The 17,148-nt window shown below is 60.9% G+C and carries 16 protein-coding genes; 1 reads left to right on the forward strand and 15 read right to left on the reverse strand.

The genetic code is table 11. From position 1 onward, the window contains the following. Positions 1-8 precede the first annotated feature (8 nt). The 15 genes from EPN96_01525 to EPN96_01595 form a co-directional block, all read right to left on the reverse strand. Entirely contained in the window at positions 9-347 is a 339-nt protein-coding gene (locus EPN96_01525) for a hypothetical protein (protein ID TAL18472.1), read from the reverse strand. A gap of 366 nt (positions 348-713) precedes the next feature. Then, complete coding sequence (gene thiL, locus EPN96_01530) at positions 714-1,718, reverse strand: thiamine-phosphate kinase (GenBank protein ID TAL18473.1); 1,005 nt, start codon at positions 1,716-1,718, stop codon at positions 714-716. Next, positions 1,715-4,144, reverse strand: a complete 2,430-nt coding sequence (lon, locus tag EPN96_01535; GenBank protein ID TAL18474.1) for an endopeptidase La — start codon at positions 4,142-4,144, stop codon at positions 1,715-1,717. The genes thiL and lon overlap by 4 nt, the downstream gene beginning before the upstream one ends. A gap of 97 nt (positions 4,145-4,241) precedes the next feature. Next, a complete protein-coding gene (locus EPN96_01540) occupies positions 4,242-6,158 on the reverse strand; it encodes an ATP-dependent DNA helicase (protein TAL18475.1) in 1,917 nt (638 codons plus the stop codon). A gap of 6 nt (positions 6,159-6,164) precedes the next feature. After that, positions 6,165-6,389 (reverse strand): hypothetical protein, encoded by a 225-nt coding sequence (locus EPN96_01545; GenBank protein ID TAL18476.1) that lies wholly within the window; start codon positions 6,387-6,389, stop codon positions 6,165-6,167. A 13-nt stretch (positions 6,390-6,402) separates the two neighbouring features. After that, the gene (locus tag EPN96_01550) at positions 6,403-7,308 is read right to left on the reverse strand and encodes a hypothetical protein (protein TAL18477.1); all 906 of its coding nucleotides are present in this window, start codon (positions 7,306-7,308) and stop codon (positions 6,403-6,405) included. Next, complete coding sequence (locus EPN96_01555) at positions 7,309-7,923, reverse strand: prepilin-type N-terminal cleavage/methylation domain-containing protein (GenBank protein TAL18478.1); 615 nt, start codon at positions 7,921-7,923, stop codon at positions 7,309-7,311. After that, positions 7,920-8,372 (reverse strand): prepilin-type N-terminal cleavage/methylation domain-containing protein, encoded by a 453-nt coding sequence (locus EPN96_01560; GenBank protein ID TAL18479.1) that lies wholly within the window; start codon positions 8,370-8,372, stop codon positions 7,920-7,922. Before EPN96_01560 ends, EPN96_01555 begins: the two co-directional genes overlap by 4 nt. After that, positions 8,338-8,622 (reverse strand): hypothetical protein, encoded by a 285-nt coding sequence (locus EPN96_01565; protein ID TAL18480.1) that lies wholly within the window; start codon positions 8,620-8,622, stop codon positions 8,338-8,340. Before EPN96_01565 ends, EPN96_01560 begins: the two co-directional genes overlap by 35 nt. Beyond that, on the reverse strand, positions 8,619-8,861 hold the full coding sequence (locus EPN96_01570) for a prepilin-type N-terminal cleavage/methylation domain-containing protein (protein TAL18481.1): 243 nt from the start codon (positions 8,859-8,861) through the stop codon (positions 8,619-8,621). The genes EPN96_01565 and EPN96_01570 overlap by 4 nt, the downstream gene beginning before the upstream one ends. Next, the gene (gene gspG, locus EPN96_01575) at positions 8,858-9,316 is read right to left on the reverse strand and encodes a type II secretion system protein GspG (protein ID TAL18482.1); all 459 of its coding nucleotides are present in this window, start codon (positions 9,314-9,316) and stop codon (positions 8,858-8,860) included. Before gspG ends, EPN96_01570 begins: the two co-directional genes overlap by 4 nt. Beyond that, positions 9,313-10,533: a type II secretion system protein GspF gene (gene gspF / locus EPN96_01580; GenBank protein ID TAL18483.1), complete on the reverse strand. Its 1,221-nt coding sequence runs from the start codon at positions 10,531-10,533 to the stop codon at positions 9,313-9,315. The genes gspG and gspF overlap by 4 nt, the downstream gene beginning before the upstream one ends. A 3-nt stretch (positions 10,534-10,536) precedes the next feature. Next, complete coding sequence (gene gspE, locus EPN96_01585; GenBank protein TAL18484.1) at positions 10,537-12,234, reverse strand: type II secretion system protein GspE; 1,698 nt, start codon at positions 12,232-12,234, stop codon at positions 10,537-10,539. Position 12,235: 1 nt separating this feature from the next. Then, the gene (gene gspD, locus EPN96_01590) at positions 12,236-14,581 is read right to left on the reverse strand and encodes a type II secretion system protein GspD (GenBank protein TAL18485.1); all 2,346 of its coding nucleotides are present in this window, start codon (positions 14,579-14,581) and stop codon (positions 12,236-12,238) included. A gap of 31 nt (positions 14,582-14,612) precedes the next feature. Then, the gene (locus EPN96_01595; protein ID TAL18486.1) at positions 14,613-15,584 is read right to left on the reverse strand and encodes a PDZ domain-containing protein; all 972 of its coding nucleotides are present in this window, start codon (positions 15,582-15,584) and stop codon (positions 14,613-14,615) included. Between the two features lie 525 nt (positions 15,585-16,109). Between EPN96_01595 and EPN96_01600 the strand changes: the two genes are divergently transcribed. Next, a complete protein-coding gene (locus EPN96_01600) occupies positions 16,110-17,144 on the forward strand; it encodes a rod shape-determining protein (protein ID TAL18487.1) in 1,035 nt (344 codons plus the stop codon). Positions 17,145-17,148 lie beyond the last annotated feature (4 nt).

Here is a 17,148-nt window from a genome sequence, read left to right on the forward strand (position 1 = left end):
GGCGGAGCTCAGATCTTCTCTTTGAGCCGCGAGAGCTGGTCTTCCAGAGCGCGGAGCCTTTCCTTTACCTGACGAAGCTCTTCGCCCTGCGCCGAAAGGTCATCCCCGTGAAGGAAGCCGAGGTGGCGAAACTCGCACACCAGCGCTTCGGAGAAGATTCCCTTCAGGTATTCCTTTTCCCTGTCCACCGAAAGGAGAAAGTTCTGGTATTCCTTCCGCGCCTCGCCGGGGGTCTCGTTGGCGCGCCGGACCGCGTCCTTCAGCCACTCGTCGGCCTTTTCGTGAAGGAGCAGCCAGGCGGCGAAGAAGCTGTGCGGGCCGCCCGCAATATTGTCATTGTCCGCCATTTTTCCTCCGAATAATGGAAAGATAAATAAATTTAAAAAAAATCACTCCTTGGAGTGAAGAAACACGGTTATAAATAAAATATATTAAACCCGTGGCCAGCCAAAGGGCCATTATTCTCCGGGGGATCGGGGCACAGGACTGTGGTTCCGGACTGAAGGGGGCTCTTGCCGAAAGGGGAGAGCCCCCGGCGGCTTCGTCTTTTGCCGCAGGGCTTCGTCGCTACTCGGGAGCGCTCCTCGCCGTATGAACGATACTGTCTTCGTCGCGCTCCCTGCGGGCTCCTCGCCCGGCGGCAAAATCCTTTACCGTAAGGAAAAACGCAGGGGCGAGTTTTCGACGTTTTTTGACAGCCTTTCCGGAATTATTTAGCCCTCGAAGTGTTCAAATCCCCTCAGGGGCGGCTCGATCTCGACCCCGGCACCGGACAGGAGCCGGACCCTTCCCTTCTTCGCGCTTTCCTCCACTTCCCCGATGAGCGTTACCGCCGTACCCGTATTTTCACCGGTTTTTTTGATTTTCGCCCGGTTTTCTTTAGGGGCGGTGAAGAGAAGCTCGTAATCCTCGCCGCCGCCGAGGGCGAGAGCGAAGGGGTCTTTGCCGGTGAGGCGTTTCACCTCAAGAAGTTCCGGAGTGAGCGGGACGGAGGGCTTGTCGATGCGGATGACCGCGTTGCTGCGCTCGGCCAGATGGGAGGCGTCGATAAAAACCCCGTCGGAGACGTCGATCATCGAGTTCGCCAGACCCTCGGAGGCGAGACCGAGGGAGAGAGAAAGCCTCGGCTCCGGGCGAAGGTGTCTTTCAATCAGCTTTTTCGCCGGGCCGGCATGGGCAATCCCCTTTTCAAGGCAGTAAAAACCTCCGGCGCTCTCCCCCGTGGCCCCGCTTAGCCAGAGATCGTCGCCCGGTTTCGCCCCGGAGCGAAGGAAGGCTTTGCCGGAGTCCACCGAGCCGAAGGCGGTCACGGAGATGAACACCTTGCCGGAGGAGGAGGTGTCTCCGCCCGCAAGGGCGCAGGAGTATTTTTCAGAACATTCCCGGAGCCCCGCGTAAAACTCCTCGGCGAAGGAGAGGGGCAAATCCCCCGGCAGGGCAAGGCTTATGGTGCAGGCGAGAGGGGCGGCTCCCATCGAAGCGAGGTCGCTTATGCTTGCCGCCAGCGCTTTGTAGCCGAGGTCGCGGGGCGGCGTAGTGGAAAGGCGAAAATGAACCTCCTCGACGAGAAGGTCGGTGGTGACCGCTATCTGCCCTTTGGGAGCCGGGAAGAGGGCGCAGTCATCGCCCGGCCCCAGCCACCCTTCCCCGGAGAGGGGTTTGAAAAGCCCCAGAGCTTCAAGGAGACCGAACTCTCCGAGGGAAGAGATGGTTTTCACTTCTTTTTCGTCGTTTTTCCGGCCTTCGCCCCCGGTTTCGCCTTGGGCTTGAGGGCGAGTTCCGCGACCTGATCCATGGTGGTGACGAAGTGGAACTCGATGGCCTTTCTGGCCTCCGGGGGGAGTTCCGACAGGTCTTTCCGGTTCCTTTCGGGAAGGATGATCCTCTTTATTCCGGCCCTTCTCGCTGCAAGGCACTTTTCCTTGACGCCGCCGATGGGCAGGACCCTTCCTCGGAGGCTTATCTCGCCGGTCATCGCAAGCTTGCTGTCCACCGGCCTTCCCGTCATGAGGCTGAGGAGAGAGGTGGCGATGGTGATGCCCGCCGAGGGGCCGTCCTTGGGTATCGCGCCCGCGGGGACGTGGACGTGGAACTGGCGCTTCTCGAAGAACTCGTTATCGACGCCGTACTCCTCCGCTTTTCCCCGCGCCCAGGAAAAAGCCGTCTGGGCGGACTCCTTCATAACGTCGCCGAGCTGCCCGGTGAGAATCAGCTTGCCGTGGCCAAGCGTGGTCGTCGATTCGATGAACAGGATTTCGCCGCCGGACTGAGTCCAGGCCAGCCCGTTGGTGACGCCCACAAGGTCCGCTTCAAGCCCCTCTTCCTCAAGAAAAATGGGCGGGCCGAGGTAGGAGGCGAGATTGCCCTTGGTGATCGTCTGGAGTTTGGACTGCCCTTCGGCCACCTTGCGCGCGACCTTGCGGCAGATGTTGGCTACCTCGCGCTCAAAGTTGCGAAGGCCGGATTCGCGGGTGTACTGGTCGGCTACCGCGCTGAGGGCTTCGTCGGAGAAGCGTATCTGTGAGGCGGTTATCCCCTGCTCGCTCATCTGGCGGGGGAGAATGTATTTTTTGCCGATTTTCAGCTTCTCCTCGCGGGTGTAGCCGGAAAGGCGGATTACCTCCATCCTGTCCAGAAGCGCCGGGGGTATCGGATCGGTCAAGTTCGCCGTGCAGATGAACATGACGCCGGAGAGATCGAAAGCGACGTTGAGGTAGTGATCCTCGAAGGTGGAGTTCTGGGCGGGATCGAGGACCTCCAGGAGGGCGCTCGACGGGTCGCCGCGGAAATCCTGCCCGATCTTGTCCACCTCGTCGAGCACGAAGACGGGGTTGTTCGTCCCGGCCTTCTTGATGCCCTGTATCACCCTGCCGGGGAGAGCGCCCACGTAGGTGCGCCGGTGGCCGCGTATCTCCGCCTCGTCCTTGACTCCGCCGAGGCTCATGCGTACGAACTTTCTTCCCATAGCTCTGGCGATCGACTGGCCGAGGCTCGTCTTGCCGACCCCGGGGGGGCCGACGAAGCAGAGTATCGGGCCCTTGGCGTCGGGCTTGAGTTTCTTGACGGCGAGGTGTTCGAGGATTCTCTCCTTCACCTTTTCCAGATTGTAGTGGTCTTCGTCGAGAACCTGTTTCGCGGCCTTCAAATCGAGGCGGTCCTTGGTGGCCTTCTTCCACGGCACCGAGACCAGCCAGTCGATATAGGTGCGTATCACCGAGGCTTCCGCCGACGAAGGGGACATGTCTTTCAACCGGCCGAGTTCCTTTAGCGCCTCCTCGCGGGCCTCCTTGCTCATCTTCGCTTTTTCGATGGAGGCCTTGAGCTTGTCCATCTCCTCCGAGTGCTCGTCGCTCACCCCCAGCTCGTCCTGTATCGCCTTCATCTGCTGGCGAAGGTAATACTCGCGCTGGGAACGGGACATCTCCTCCTTGGCGGCGCTCTTTATCTTCTTCTGGACTTCGAGGACCTGCAACTCGCGCTCGATGAGGGCGAGCACGAGTTCGAGGCGGGCCCTGGGCTGCGGCTCCGAGAGAATGGAAATGGCGTCGGAGAGTTTCAGGTTCATGTTGGCCGCGACTATGTCGGCCAGCCTGCCCATGTCCTCGACGTTTTCGAGGACCATCATGATCTCGGTGGAGATTCCCTTGCCCTGATCGACGACGGCCTCCACCTTCTCGCGCACCGAGCGGATAAGAGCCTCGGATTCAAAATCGGTAGCAGTACCGGCCACTTCCGGCATGGGCTGGATTCTCACCTGAAGGAAAGGGTCCCTGGAGACCAGTTCCAGCCTGCGGGCGCGGGTGAGCCCCTGCACCAGTATCTTCACCCTCCCGTCGGGGAGCTTTAACATTCTCATTATGAGGCCGACGGTCCCGATATCATGGAGACCCTTTTCGTCGGGGTCCTCGTCGGTTATCTCTTTCTGGGTGTTTAAAAAGATCATCCTCCCGGCCTTGAGGGATTCCTCGACGGCCTTTATCGAGCGGTCGCGCCCGACGAAGAGGGGGAGGATCATATAGGGAAAGATGACCACGTCCCGGATGGGCAACATGGGCATCAATTCGGGGATTTCGGCTTTCTCGGGGTCGAAGCCTTCGGGAAGTCCGTCGGCCGCTCCGCCAAGGGGGGTATCGTCGATAGCCATATCTATCCTTTTCCACCGCGCGAAACTGTTTTGGGCGTTCACGCGATTTATTTACGGTGCATTTGTCTTTAAATGATAGTCACCGCTTTTGCCATCGTCAAGAAACCCCGCCGCTGATTTTAAAAAACTCTTCGATGTCGCCGATGTTTCTTGTGAAGGGCGCGGGGGGCAGGTTTTTCCTCAGAAATCCCCCGTACCCCTTTTTAAGGATGCGCTGGTCCAGTATCGCGATGATTCCTCTGTCTCCGACGCTCCGGATAAGCCTTCCCGCGCCCTGCCGCAGCGACATGGCCGCCATAGGGAGCTGGTACTGGTTGAAAGCGGAGCCGCCGTCGGCGGAGATCTTTTCGATGCGCGCCTCGACGAGCGGATCGCCGGGGCTGGAGAAGGGGAGCTTGTCTATTATCACCGCCGAGAGGGCTTCGCCGGGCACGTCCACCCCTTCCCAGAAGGCCTGCGCCCCCAGAAGCACCGAATGGACGTCGCTGCGGAATTTTTTCAGCAGCGCATCCCTCGGGGCCTCCCCCTGCACCAGCAGGGTAAAGCCGAGGCGCGAGCCCCCGAGGCGGGCGGCGACCTCTCTTAGCACCCGGTGCGAGGTGAAGAGGCAAAAAGCCCTCCCGGAGGTAAGGGAGAGTATCTTCTTCAGCTCCTCGGCGACGGCGCCGGCGAAGGCGGAGTCGGAGGGGTCGGGCATCTTCTCGGGGACGTAGAAAAGGCACTGTTTCGCGTAATTGAAAGGCCCCTCGATGGTTATCTCCCCCGCTTCCTCCGGTATGCCGAGCCTTCCCCTGAGGTAGGAAAAGGAGTTGCCGACCCTAAGGGTGGCCGAAGTCAGCACAATCGGTTTTTGTCCGGCGAAGAGGCGTTCCGAGAGGGCGGGGCCGACCTCCACGGGTACGCTCGAAAGGTGAACGGAGCGGCCCCTCGTCTCCGCCCATCTCACCTCTCCGGGTTTCGGGGGCTCCAGGAAGGAGCGAAGGTCGCCGAGCAGCAGCGCGGCCCGCCTTGAAACCGCCTCGCTCTCCTCGTCTTCGGCGAAATTGTCTCTTATGGCTACCGTAAGCTGCTCCAGAGCCCCGGCCAGAAGGCCAAGCCTCCTCCCCGGCTCGCCGGAAAAGGATTCGCGAAGGCGTAGCGAGTTCTCGCTCGGGCCGAAGACCGTCCAGAAGGCGAAGGAGGCGTTTTCCAGGTCTTCGAGGGCGGTCAGGAGAGCCGGGGGAAGGGATTTTTTCTTCCCCCCGAGGGCGTTGGCCGCGTCGCGCAGAAGCTCGGCGGTCTGGCCGGAGCTTACGCGGGTTCCGAAATACTGGGTCGCCACCTGCTCGATGTGGTGCGCCTCGTCGAAGATTACCGCCGAGGAGGCGGGGATGACCTCGCCCCCCGAGGAGCGGATGGAGAGGTCCGCGAAGTAGAGATGGTGGTTCACTACAACTATCTGGGCCTTCGCGGCGGCTTTTCGCACAGCCTGAAGGTAACAGTTCTGGGTTTCGGCGCAGCGCGAGCCGAGGCAGTTGTCGGAGGTGGCGCAGACCTGACGCCAGACCTCGAAATCCTCCGGCAGGTCTTCAAGCTCTCCCCTGTCTCCCGTTTTTGTCTTCTCGGCCCACTCCCAGAGGGCGTCAGCCACCGAGCCGAGGCGAAGCCCCCCCTGCGAGGCGAACCTCTTGTACCTTCTTAGGCAGAGGTAGTTCTCCCTGCCCTTGAGGAGCACCGCGGAAACGGGTTTTTCGAGGATGCGCTCGACGAGCGGGGCGTCGCGGCCGATAATCTGGTTCTGAAGGGTCTTGGTGGCCGTGGAAATGGTGACCTTGCGGCCCGAGAGGACGGCTGGAAGGAGGTAGGCGAGGGTCTTGCCCGTGCCGGTTCCCGCTTCGGCAAGAAGGACGCCGCCTTCCGAAAGGGTCTTTGCGACTCTTTCGGCCAGTTTCGCCTGCTCCGGGCGGAAGTCGTAGTTCTCGACAGCTCCGGCCAGAGGCCCGGAGGGGGAGAAGAGTCCGGTAAGGTCGTCCACGCCGGGCTACCGGGGAGGCATTCTTTTGAGCGGGCTTGGGGGCAGCGAGGAGCTCTGTTCCGCTCCGAGTTCTTCGATGGTGGATACCTTCTCCACAGGTATTTCGCTGTGGCCGGTGGAAGAGCGCAGGATCACCGATTCCAGGCCGATCTCCAGAAGGATTCCGGTGTAGGTCAGCCCCCCGGCTTTGACCAGCACGTTTTTTCCGATGAGTTTTCTTGGCTCCTTCATTTCTTTTTCCCCGTCACATCTGCGTCCAGTCGACTATCTGGTATACGCCTTTTTTTTGTTCAAATATCGCTTCGGCCTTCGCCCTCACCTCCCGCACGTCCGCTTCGATTCGCACCTGTAGCCTTGTAGAGGAAATTTTCGGGTCCAGCAAGCGGTCCCTGCGGGGAAAGAGCACGTTAAGGTCCGCCGTTGTCGCCGGGGCGGTGGTAAAAAGGTCGTAGTCGTTTTGCGCGTCCGCAAGGTCAACGTAGTTTTTGTTAAGCGCGTAGAGCACGGGCGCGGAGGCGGTGTTTACGTTTACGGCTTTCCCGGTTCTGGCGTCCAGGTGGGAAAGTATCCTGTCCAGCGCGTATTTTGGCAGTTTGTCGTAGCCCTTTATCCGTCCGATCTCGTCGAGATGTTTGGGAACCGAGTCGGGAACGGTGAAGTTTTCGTTGAATTCGTAGTTGCCCGAGACGTCGCCGTCGATCCAGTCCACCAGAGCCCCCGCCAACTCTTCGGGGGTAGCGTCCTCTATTTCCAGCGAGTCTATCAGCCGCTTGTAGGCTTCGTAGACGTTGGTTACGGCCTTGCCGTTGCTGTCGACAAGCGCTCCGATGGGGAATTTGCCTTCGGCGTCCTCGATCTTTACCAGCACCGTGCTTTGCTCTACGGGTATCAGCTGCCCTTCCTCGGAGTACCACAGTTCGGTTCTGTCGATATTCGGCGAGCCCAGCGCGCGCATCATCGCCAGACCCGCCGCGGCGCCCGAGTGCACCATAGCCTGCGCCTCGATTGAGGCGAGGATGTTGTCGGCGTAGTTTTGCTCCACCCTCGCCTCGCGCTGGAACTCTACCACGCTGACCGTCAGAAAAGCGATAATCGCTATGACGAGGAGTAGCGCCGCTCCCTTTTCGCGCTTCAATGGAAGCCCTCCCATTTACGGAGCCCAGACCGGCGTCGAGCAGGTGAGTATCTTCTCAACGGAGTTTTTCTCCAGCCAGACCAGAGTAAGCCTTACCGCAAGGGGGAGCTTGGGGTCCGGCAGACCTCTGTAATCCCACTCGCCGGTCCAGCCGTCGTCGTCGTACCCCTCTATGGTAAGCCTTTTTACCCGTTCCATCATCACGAGGGAGAGGCCGTCGCGGTCGATGTCTCCGAAGGGGTCGGCCATCTCGGTCCGGACTATCTTGTAAAGGCCGTCCTCCTCTTTATCCTCCGTGAGCTCGTAGCGGACGGTGGTGTCGCCGCCCTCCCGCATGCCCGCCACCCGAGGGGTTCGCGTGGAGAATTCCACCGTGGAGTTCTTGTCGAAATCAGTTTTCAGTAAAAACAGGGTCTGGTCGGGCCTGCTGTCGTTCTGAAAGGTCATGGAGAGCTCGTCCGCCATGCGGTGGAGCAACGAGACGGAGCCGTGAGAGGAGATGGTGAGTTCGGAGCTGGATTTTTTGTTTCTGGCGACGGCGGTGTAGGTCCCCTGTATCAGGACCATAAGTATCGCCAGCAGCATAAGCCCCATAAGGACTTCGACAAGGGTGAAGCCGCGCCTCGTCATGGTGCCACCGCGTAGTAGGTCATCGTCACGTGAAAAGGTTTCTGGTTTTCTTCCCAGTCGATGGTAAGAACAACCTTTCGCACGGTGTCGAGGCCCGCGGGAACGACCATCCCGCCCGCTGCGGGGTCGATGCCGAGGCTCGTCAGGGTGCTCGTGAGCATCCCCGTGATGTCCGCCTCGCTTATCTTTCGCGTCCAGGCGTAGCCGGGAAAGTTTTCGCCGAAATCCCCCTTGTCCTCGGCTATGGAAGGGTACCCCCCCAGCTCGGTTTCGGTGAGGATGTTTCTCAGGAGGGCGGAAGCGGTGAAGAGGCGTCTGGCGTGGGCTTCCTGACGCGAGGCGGCGGTGTGCCCGGCGAGGAGCACCCCGAAGGACGCCGCGAAGATGGCAAGGGCCACCATCAGCTCGACGAAGCTAAAACCCTTTTCGTTCCATCTCGACGCGGCCATCCTTCAACTCCGTGCGCCCTGTGAGGGGGTTGACGATAAGGGTGTAGAGGCGGCTTTCGCCCTCTTCCTCCATGTGTATCCAGGTTGGGGTAGCGTACCCCTGGGGTACGAAGAGGGTCATCGCCGTTTCGCCCGCTTCGCGCCCCTTGTAGGGCGTCTCTACGTCCACGATCCGCAGCCCCTCGGGGAGCTTTGTCTCTTTTACCGGGAGGGAGTCGTTGGGCTCGTACTCGGCGGTCTCGTCATTCATCTCCCCCGCCCAGTACTTCTGCTCGTCAAGGTCATAGACGAGGGCAAGGCTTTTTTTTTGAAGGAGGCGTATTCGTGGAGGGACTGGATGCCGTAGGCGAGGGTGCGGAGTGACTCTTTTTTTCTCGCGCCGGTGAAATCCGGCAGACGGGGCAGCGCTATCGAGGTGACCACCGAGATTATCAGTATCACGAGGATAAGCTCGATAAGCGTAAAGCCGCTCCGGCGCGCTTTGGTCAATTTATTTCCCAGCTGTTTATGTCGGCGTTTTCGTCTTCCCCGCCGGGCATGCCGTCGGCTCCGTAACTGACGATGTCGTAGGGGCCGTTTGAGCCGGGGCTCAGGTAGATGTATTTGTTGCCCCAAGGGTCCTTGGGAACGCCCTTCTGGAGGTATCCTCCCGCGCGCCATTCCTTGGCGTCCTTGCCGGTTGCGGGTTTTGAGACGAGGGCTTCGAGCCCCTGCTCCGTGGAGGGGAAAAAGCCGTTTTCCACCTCGAACTGCGAGAGGGCGTCTTCCAGCGAGCGTATCTGGATCTTCGCGGCGCTGACCCTGGCCTTGGCCGTCTGCCCGGTGAATTTCGGCAGGACGATGGCGGCGAGGATGCCGAGCACGGTTATGACGACCAGAAGCTCGACAAGGGTGAAACCGGACCTTTTGTTTATCTTCATTGTTTTTTGATTTTCTCTTTTCATCCGAGTGCTTCCGTAAGGTCGAAAATGGGCAAAAGTATTGACAAGACTACGAATCCGACCGCTATTCCCATAGCAAGAATCATAAGTGGTTCAAGGAGGGCTGTCAAGGAAGCCACCGCTGACTCTATTCTGGATTCGTAGCTGTCGGCTATCTTGAGGAGCATCCGGTCGAGCGCCCCGGACTCCTCGCCGACGGAGACCATCTGGCGAAATTCCGAGGGGAACTGCCCCGTGGCCTGCATCGCGGCGCGAAGGCTCTTGCCCTCCCGCACGTCCGCCTCCACCGATTCCACCGCCTCCTCCAGGACGGCGTTTCCGAGCACCGGCCTGCTTATTTCGAGGGCGAAGAGAAGCTTGACCCCGCCGGTCGTGAGGGTTCCGAGGGTTTTGGCGAAACGGGCCATCGCCGTTATCCGCAAAAAGGGCCCGAGGCGCGGAACCTTGAGGAGAAAAGTATCCACGGCCTTTCTTCCCGCCGGGGTCTTGAGGTAGGAGCGAAAGGTGATAATAGACAATACGACGGCGATGGCCGCGAAGGGCCAGTAAGAGCGCACCGCGTCGCTCAGCGCCAGCAGAATCCGCGTGGGAAGGGGCAGAGTCCTTCCGAGGTCCTCGAAGATCCCGGTGACCTGCGGCACCACCGAGCCTAGAAGGTAGATGAGAATCCCCGCTCCGAGGCAGGTCATGAGTATCGGGTAGATCATCGCCGCCTGAATCTTGCGCTTGAGGGCGACCTGGCTTTCGATGAAATCCGCCAGCCTTCCGAGGACGAGGCCGAGGGTGCCGCTGGCCTCGCCTGAACGGACCATGTTTCTGAAAAAGTCGTTGAAGATTCGCGGGTGCTCCGAAAGGGCGTCGTGAAAGGACCTTCCCTCGTTGACCTTCTGGCGCACCTGCGAGAGGACGCGCCTCGCGTGGGCGGCCTCCATCTGGTCGATGAGGGAGGAGAGCGCCGCGACAAGGGGGAGGCCCGCGTCTATGAGCGTGGAAAGCTGGCGGGTGATGAGAGCGAGGTCGGACTGGGAGATCGAGCGCCGGAAAAGAAGCGGGAACTTCTCCTCGGCTCCGCTCTCCTCGACGGTGGAGACGAAAAGAGCGGTGGTGAAAACGCCGTCGCCCTTGAGCTTGCTCCTTGCCTGCCGCGGGCTTTCGGCCTCGATTATCCCCGTGACCTCGCGCCCCTTCGCGTCAAGCCCCTCGTACTCGTAAACCGCCAACGCCTAGTCCTCTTCCTGGGTAACGCGAATTACTTCCTCGGCGCTGGTCATTCCTCGCGCGGCCTTGGTCGCGCCGTCTTCGCGGAGGGTCAGCATTCCCCGCGCGACGGCGGATTTCTTTATGGTGGAGGCGTCGGAGCCGCTTGTGACCTCGTTTCGCACCTCTTCGCTCATCGTCAAAAGCTCGTAGATTCCGCTCCTGCCGCGGTACCCGGTATGCTTGCAGGCCGGGCAGCCCATCGGGCGGTAGAGGACTCCGCCCGTCAGTTTGTCGCGGGTGAGGCCGAGCTGGGTCAGTTCGGCGTCTTCCGGCCTGTAGGGCTTGCGGCAATCCGGGCAGAGGAGGCGTATCAGCCTCTGCGCCAGAATCGCGTGGACCGAGGAGGAGACGAGGAAGGGCTCTATGCCCATCTCTATGAGGCGGGTGACCGCCGAGGCCGCGTCGTTGGTGTGAAGCGTCGAAAAGACCAGATGGCCCGTCAGCGAAGCCTGAATGGCGATCTCGGCGGTCTCTCCGTCGCGTATCTCGCCGACCATTATAACGTCGGGATCCTGACGGAGTATCGAGCGCAGCCCCGCCGCGAAGGTGAGCAGTATCTTGGGGTTGACCTGTATCTGGCCGATGCCCCGTATCTGGTACTCGATCGGGTCTTCGACGGTGATGATGTTTATGTCCTCGGAATTTATCCTCGAAAGGGCGCTGTAGAGGGTGGTGGTCTTGCCCGAGCCGGTGGGGCCGGTGACGAGGATGATCCCGTTGGGCTTGGTGATTATGTGCTTGAAGGTTTCGAGCCGCTGCCCCTCGATTCCGATGTCTTCGAGCCTTAGGACGACCGCCGTCTTGTCCAGAAGGCGCATGACGACCCGCTCGCCGAAGGCGGTGGGGAGCACCGAGACGCGGATGTCGATCTCCTTGCCGGCGATCTTTATCCGTATCCTGCCGTCCTGCGGGAGCCGCTTTTCGGCGATGTCGAGGGAGGCCATTATCTTCACCCTGCTCACCATCGAGGCGTGAAGGGCCTTGGGGGGGCTGAGAACCTTGTAGAGAAGGCCGTCTATCCTGTAGCGCACCGCCAGCTCCCTGTCGAAGGGCTCTATGTGCACGTCGCTGGCGCGGTCCTTTACCGCCTGAAAGAGGATGCCGTTGATGAGGCGGATGACGGGGGCCTCGTCCACCGCTTCGAGAAGGTCTTTGGGCTCCTCGAACTCGTGGGCGAGGGCGTCGAGGCTCTCTTCCGCTATTCCCTCGATAAGCTCCTCGGCGCTGTCCGGCCCTATGTCGAAGACGCGGTTGGTTACGTGGAGTATCTCGTCTATCGGGGCGAGGCAGGCCCTCACCGGGCGTCCGTAGAGGACGCGAAGGTCGGAAAGCACCGGCAGGGATTCCGAATGGGCGAGGGCCACTACGATCGTCCCGTCCTCTTCCCCTATCGGGACGAGCTGGTTCTTTTTCGCGAAGCCGATGGGGAGGGGGGCGACCATCGCCGGGGTTATCTCTCCGGTGTCGATGGTCCGGACGGCGCGAAGGCCGAAGGCCTCCGCCTCTATGTCGAGGGCGGCCTCGTCGTCGAACCCCAGCTCTGCCAGTAGCTGCGAGAGGGGGATCTTCGACCGGCGCTTCCTTTCGAGGGCGCTCGCCGCCAGCTCCGGGGCGACGCCCCGGCGAAGGAGCAGCTCTTCGAGGGAGGGGTTTTGACTCACCTTACTTTTCCCCGGCCTTTTCACCCTCTTGCCCCTGCTGGTCGATCTTGTCGATCGGAGCGAGGTTGGGGGCGAGGGTGTCCTTCAGGAGGTTGTCGAAGGTGTTGCCGATGAACCTCTTGTCCGAGGTCGTCTTCTCGTCGGCGTAATCCCTGTGCTCCATTGTCTTTTGCTGCGTCATTTTTTCGAGGTCGGCGCTCTCCCTGATGATGTGGGGGGTCAGGAAGATCATCAGGTTGGTCTTGCCCTTTGACTGCTGGTTGTTCCGGAAGAGCGCGCCGAGAAGGGGGATATCGCCGAGGCAGGGCACCGAACTCGAAGACACCTGCCTGTCGTCCTGAATCAGACCGCCGATGACGACCGTCGCGCCGTCCTTTATGAGGACGCTTGTCTTGGCCGAGCGCTTGGTGGTGGAAGGGGCGTTGCTCGAAGTGCCGGAGGTGGTGGAGAGCACGTCGCTCGTCTCCTGAAAGAGCTTCAGCCGAACGTAGTTTTCGTCGTTTATCTGCGGAGTGAAGCGCAGGGTGAGACCCACGTCCCGGTATTCAAAGGTGAAGATCGGGTTGCCGTTGGAGTCGAACTTTTCGCTGGTCTGGAAGGGTATGTTGTCGGAGACGACAATTTCCGCCTCCTCGTTGTCGATGGTAAGAAGGTGCGGAGTGGAGATTACGTTTACGTCGCCCTTGGTCTGGAGGGCGTTAATGAGCGCGCCGATGTTGGGGAAGGTAACTCCGCCCACCTCCACGGTTCCGTCTATCGCCGCCAGAAAGAGGCCGGAGGGGCCGGAAAGGGGGTTGGTGGCCAGCGAGGCGAGCCCTGATATTCCGCCGAAGTTCGTCCCGCCCGCGTAAGTGAACTTGCCGCTGTTGGGGTTGGCTGTGGAGCGCCATTCGACGCCAAGCTCCATCGCCCTCTTGTAGCTCATTTCCATGATGAGCGCTTCCACCAGCACCTGGGGGCGGCGCGTGTCCAGCTTCTCGATGACCTCCTTCAGGGTCAGAAAGTCCTGCTGGGCGGCGATTATCACGAGGGAGTTGGTGGCCTTGTCGGCCATGACGTTCACCGGCTCGTCGAATTTGGCCGCGACCTCGGTAGAAGTCCTCGTCGCCGCGACGGCCTGCGGGGTCTCCGGCTGCCCCGGCTTGGGCTTGGCCCCGGCGGCCTTCGAGATCGCCGTAAGGACCGAGGCGACGTTTTCGGCTTCGGCGTATTTCAGGTGAATCAGGTTGATCTTGCCCTGCCCGGTCGGCGTCTCAACGTCCAGAGCCTTCACCAACTCGTGGATGAAGGCGAGGGTTTCGGCGTCGGCTATGACGATGAGGGAGTTGGTGCGCGGGTCGGGTATTATTTTCGCGGCGTCGTCGGAAGGCTGAACGGTGGTCTGCGGCGAGGCGGGCTGCGGCTGCCCCGGCTGCGCCCTGGGAGCGGCGACGGCTGTGCGCCTCGCGGAAGCCCCGCCCTTCTCGGTGATGGCCTGGGTGACGAGCTTGGCCACGGATTCCACGGTGGCATTTTGCAGCTTGATGATTTCCATCGTGACGTCCGCCGTCTCGACGTCTATAGCCTCTATTATCCCGAGAAGGCGCTCTACGTTGGAGTACGCCTCGGTAAGGATGATCAGGTTGGTCGGCTCGTAGACCACGACAGTCGAGTTGGGCGAACGAAGCTGGTTCAGCACGTCCGACACCTTCGAGGCGGGGATGTGTTTCAGGGTTATGAGCTGGGTCACGTAGCGGTCGCCGGGAGGAGAGGTTTCTCCCACGGTCTCGATGTTGCTGGACCGGGCCTTTTGCGTCGGAACGATCTTGAACACCGATCCGGAGGGCACGATGGTCAGGTCTTTGACCCCGAGTATGGCCTGGAAGACCTCCTCGGCCTCGGCGATGTTCACCTCGGTGGGGCTTATGACCGTGACTTTCTTGCCGGTCACGGCGTCGTCGAGGATGTAATTCTTGCCGGTAAGGGTCGAGATGTACTTGACCACCGCTTCGATCTCGGTGTCCTTGAAGTTCATCGCCACCTTGTCGCCCGGCGCCGCCTTTCCCTTGGCCGCAGGGACTGCGCCGGGCGCCGGAGCCGGAACCGCCGGAGTGGGGCGAACCGCCGGAGTGGGACCGGCCACCGGGGGGCGGACCGCCGGGGAAGGCCGCACTGCCGGTGCCGGAGTTGCCGTAGCCGGAGTGACCGCCGGGGCGGTTGGTTCAGCCGCCGGAGCCTGTTCGACCGCATGGGCGGAGGCCGCCTCCGGAACGGGGTCGGAGGGGGGCGCGGGGTCAGCCGAAAAGGCGAAGCTGCCGCTAAAGGTCAGAAGGGCGACAAGCGCCGAAATCTTTAAAATCTTTGCCACGTCAATGTACTCCCTCCGGAGGGAGACCCTTTCACCGTACATCGTAGGCGAGGGTCAGGGGTTGTCCCTTCCGCAGCAGGTTGAGCTGTATCGAAGATTCGCCCTGCAGCCTTGAAAAGGCTTCGTAGGCCTGTTCTATGCTGTTCAGGGGGGTTCCGTTTACCTCTTTGATGATGTCGTTGTTCTGAAGCCCTATCCGAGAGAAGAGCGAAGCGGGTACGATCGAAAAAACCTTGAAGCCGTCCGTCTGCACGCTGTCCCCGGTGCCGGTGACGTTGGGCACGACGCGAATCTGTTGCATGAGGGCGGTCATGTTGGCTATTGCGTTGTCGAACTCGCTCCTGTCGATCGCCCAGGCGTTTTCCGAGACCTGGCGGATCGTGTCGGACTGGGGGGTCAGAACGGCGCTTTCCCTGCCGGGAACGGGCGGGGTGGCGGGCCTTGTTCTCGTCGGGGGGCGCATGGGGCCCCTCTGCGCGCTTTCAGCCGAGACGGGCCTCGCGGCGAAGAGCTCGATTTTCTCCTCCGAGCCGTTTCGCATTACGAGGACGTAGTCCTTACCGATCTCCTTGAGGGTTATTCCGGGGGATACCGGGTCTCCGGCGAAAACGATGCTGGAGACGTTGCCTTCCTGAAACACCGCGAAAGAGGCTCCCTGTGAGCGCACCGCGGTGGCGACTAAAGCCGCGTTCAGCTTCAGGGGCTCCGGCTTTGGGGGTTCGGCGGGGGCTGCGGGGGTGGCGGGCTGCGCCGCGGCGGCCAGTTCTGCGGGGGGGCGCGGGTTGTCGTTGAAGAGGTTTCTTTCCGCGATCACGTCGTAATCCGCAAGGCGCGAGGCTACTTGCGGACGCACCCCTTCCGCTCCGGCGCGGACCTCCTCGCGTCCTCCCACTTCAAGTTTTCCGGCGACGTAGCGCGTAAAAAGGTTCGCGCAAAGGTAAGCGCCCACGGTGATGAAGGCCACCGTCGCAAGAGTGATTATTTTTTTCGCACCAGTCTGCATACCCTACCAGGTTCTGACTTCTACGGTTTTAGCGGTTCCGAAGGGGCTTTCCCAAATCCCCGGCGGGCTTTAATTAACCTCAAATGAGTACCACGGTTAGCGGTTTTGCGCAAGTTTAGAGGTGATTCGGGAAGGGCTTGCCTGTAAGCTCAGGTCTTGCGCTCGCTCCTCTTTTCCAGAAGGTTGATGGGCAGAAAGCGCGCCGTTTGCAGTACGCCTTCGGGCCGCCGCGCCCGGGTTATTGACTTTTTTGCCCTTCGATTCCGGTTTTAAGGGTATTTTTATCTTCGCCCGGCTTCGCGCCGCCCGCATTGTTCCTGCGGCGCTCTGAAATCCTCCGGGCGAAAACCGGCTTTAAACCCTTTGACGCAAGACAAAAAAGCCGGTTTACACAAAAAAACGAGCAATACACCTTGGATGGCGGGAGTGTGTTTGTTAAGATGGCCTATTCAGAAAAATTGTCCGGGATCTCCTCGACGGAATTCCTCCCGGCCGTATAGCGCACCAAAGAGGTATTATTAGTTGATGCTGGACTCCATTCTCGGAATGTTTTCAAACGATCTCGCCATCGATCTCGGCACGGCAAACACCCTCGTCTACGTCAAAGGCAAAGGGATAGTCGCCTCGGAGCCCTCCGTTGTCGCTGTAAAGAAAGACGCCTCGGGCGGCGGCCGCATAAAGGCCGTGGGCAAGGAGGCCCAGAGGATGCTGGGCAGGACCCCCGGCTCCATCGTCGCGGTGCGCCCGATGAAGGAGGGCGTCATCGCCGATTTCGACATCTGCGCCGCCATGCTCAGCTATTTCATACAAAAAGTCCACAACCGCCGCAGGCTGGTGCGCCCCCGCGTAATCGTAGGCGTTCCTTCCGGCATCACCCAGGTTGAAAAGCGCGCCGTGCGCGAATCCGCCGAATCCGCCGGAGCCAGGGAGGTCTACCTCATCGAGGAGCCGATGGCCGCGGCGATAGGGGTGGGGCTCCCCATCACCGAGCCGAGCGGCAACATGATCGTGGACATCGGCGGGGGCACCACCGAGGTGGCCGTCATTAGCCTTTCCGGCATAGTGTACAGCCAGTCGGTGCGCGTCGCCGGAGACAAGCTCGACGAAGCGATCACGATGTACATAAAAAGAAAGTTCAACCTCCTCATCGGCGAGAGAACCGCCGAGGAAGTGAAAATAAAAATAGGAAGCGCCTACCCGGACGCCGACGACGCTAACCCCTCCATGGAAGTAAAGGGCAGGGATCTCATCACCGGCATCCCGAAGAACATCACCGTTCACGCCGACGAGGTCAGAGAGGCTCTCCGGGAGCCCGTCAACGCCATAGTCCAGGCGGTGCGCACCGCGCTTGAGCGGACCCCCCCGGAGCTGGCGGCCGACATAGTGGACAAGGGGATGGTCCTCGGCGGCGGCGGCGCGCTTCTTCGGAATCTCGACGTTCTCCTTCGCGAGGAGACGGGGCTGCCGGTAATGGTCGCCGACGATCCTCTCTCCTGCGTCGCTCTGGGCGCCGGAATGGCCCTCGACGAACTGGATCTTCTGCGCGACGTCTGCATGTAATCCG

The organism is bacterium (assembly GCA_004322275.1).
Classification (GTDB): domain Bacteria; phylum Desulfobacterota; class Deferrisomatia; order Deferrisomatales; family BM512; genus SCTA01.

Excerpts from the sequence above, each read along its gene's own strand:
- EPN96_01545 (TAL18476.1), bottom strand. The coding sequence starts at position 6,389 with ATGAAGGAGCCAAGAAAACTCATCGGAAAAAACGTGCTGGTCAAAGCC.
- EPN96_01555 (TAL18478.1), bottom strand. The coding sequence starts at position 7,923 with ATGACGAGGCGCGGCTTCACCCTTGTCGAAGTCCTTATGGGGCTTATG.
- EPN96_01550 (TAL18477.1), bottom strand. The coding sequence starts at position 7,308 with ATGGGAGGGCTTCCATTGAAGCGCGAAAAGGGAGCGGCGCTACTCCTC.
- gspG (TAL18482.1), bottom strand. The coding sequence starts at position 9,316 with ATGAAAAGAGAAAATCAAAAAACAATGAAGATAAACAAAAGGTCCGGT.
- EPN96_01600 (TAL18487.1), top strand. The coding sequence starts at position 16,110 with ATGCTGGACTCCATTCTCGGAATGTTTTCAAACGATCTCGCCATCGAT.
- lon (TAL18474.1), bottom strand. The coding sequence starts at position 4,144 with ATGGCTATCGACGATACCCCCCTTGGCGGAGCGGCCGACGGACTTCCC.
- EPN96_01525 (TAL18472.1), bottom strand. The coding sequence starts at position 347 with ATGGCGGACAATGACAATATTGCGGGCGGCCCGCACAGCTTCTTCGCC.
- EPN96_01565 (TAL18480.1), bottom strand. The coding sequence starts at position 8,622 with ATGAATGACGAGACCGCCGAGTACGAGCCCAACGACTCCCTCCCGGTA.
- EPN96_01560 (TAL18479.1), bottom strand. The coding sequence starts at position 8,372 with ATGGCCGCGTCGAGATGGAACGAAAAGGGTTTTAGCTTCGTCGAGCTG.
- EPN96_01595 (TAL18486.1), bottom strand. The coding sequence starts at position 15,584 with ATGCAGACTGGTGCGAAAAAAATAATCACTCTTGCGACGGTGGCCTTC.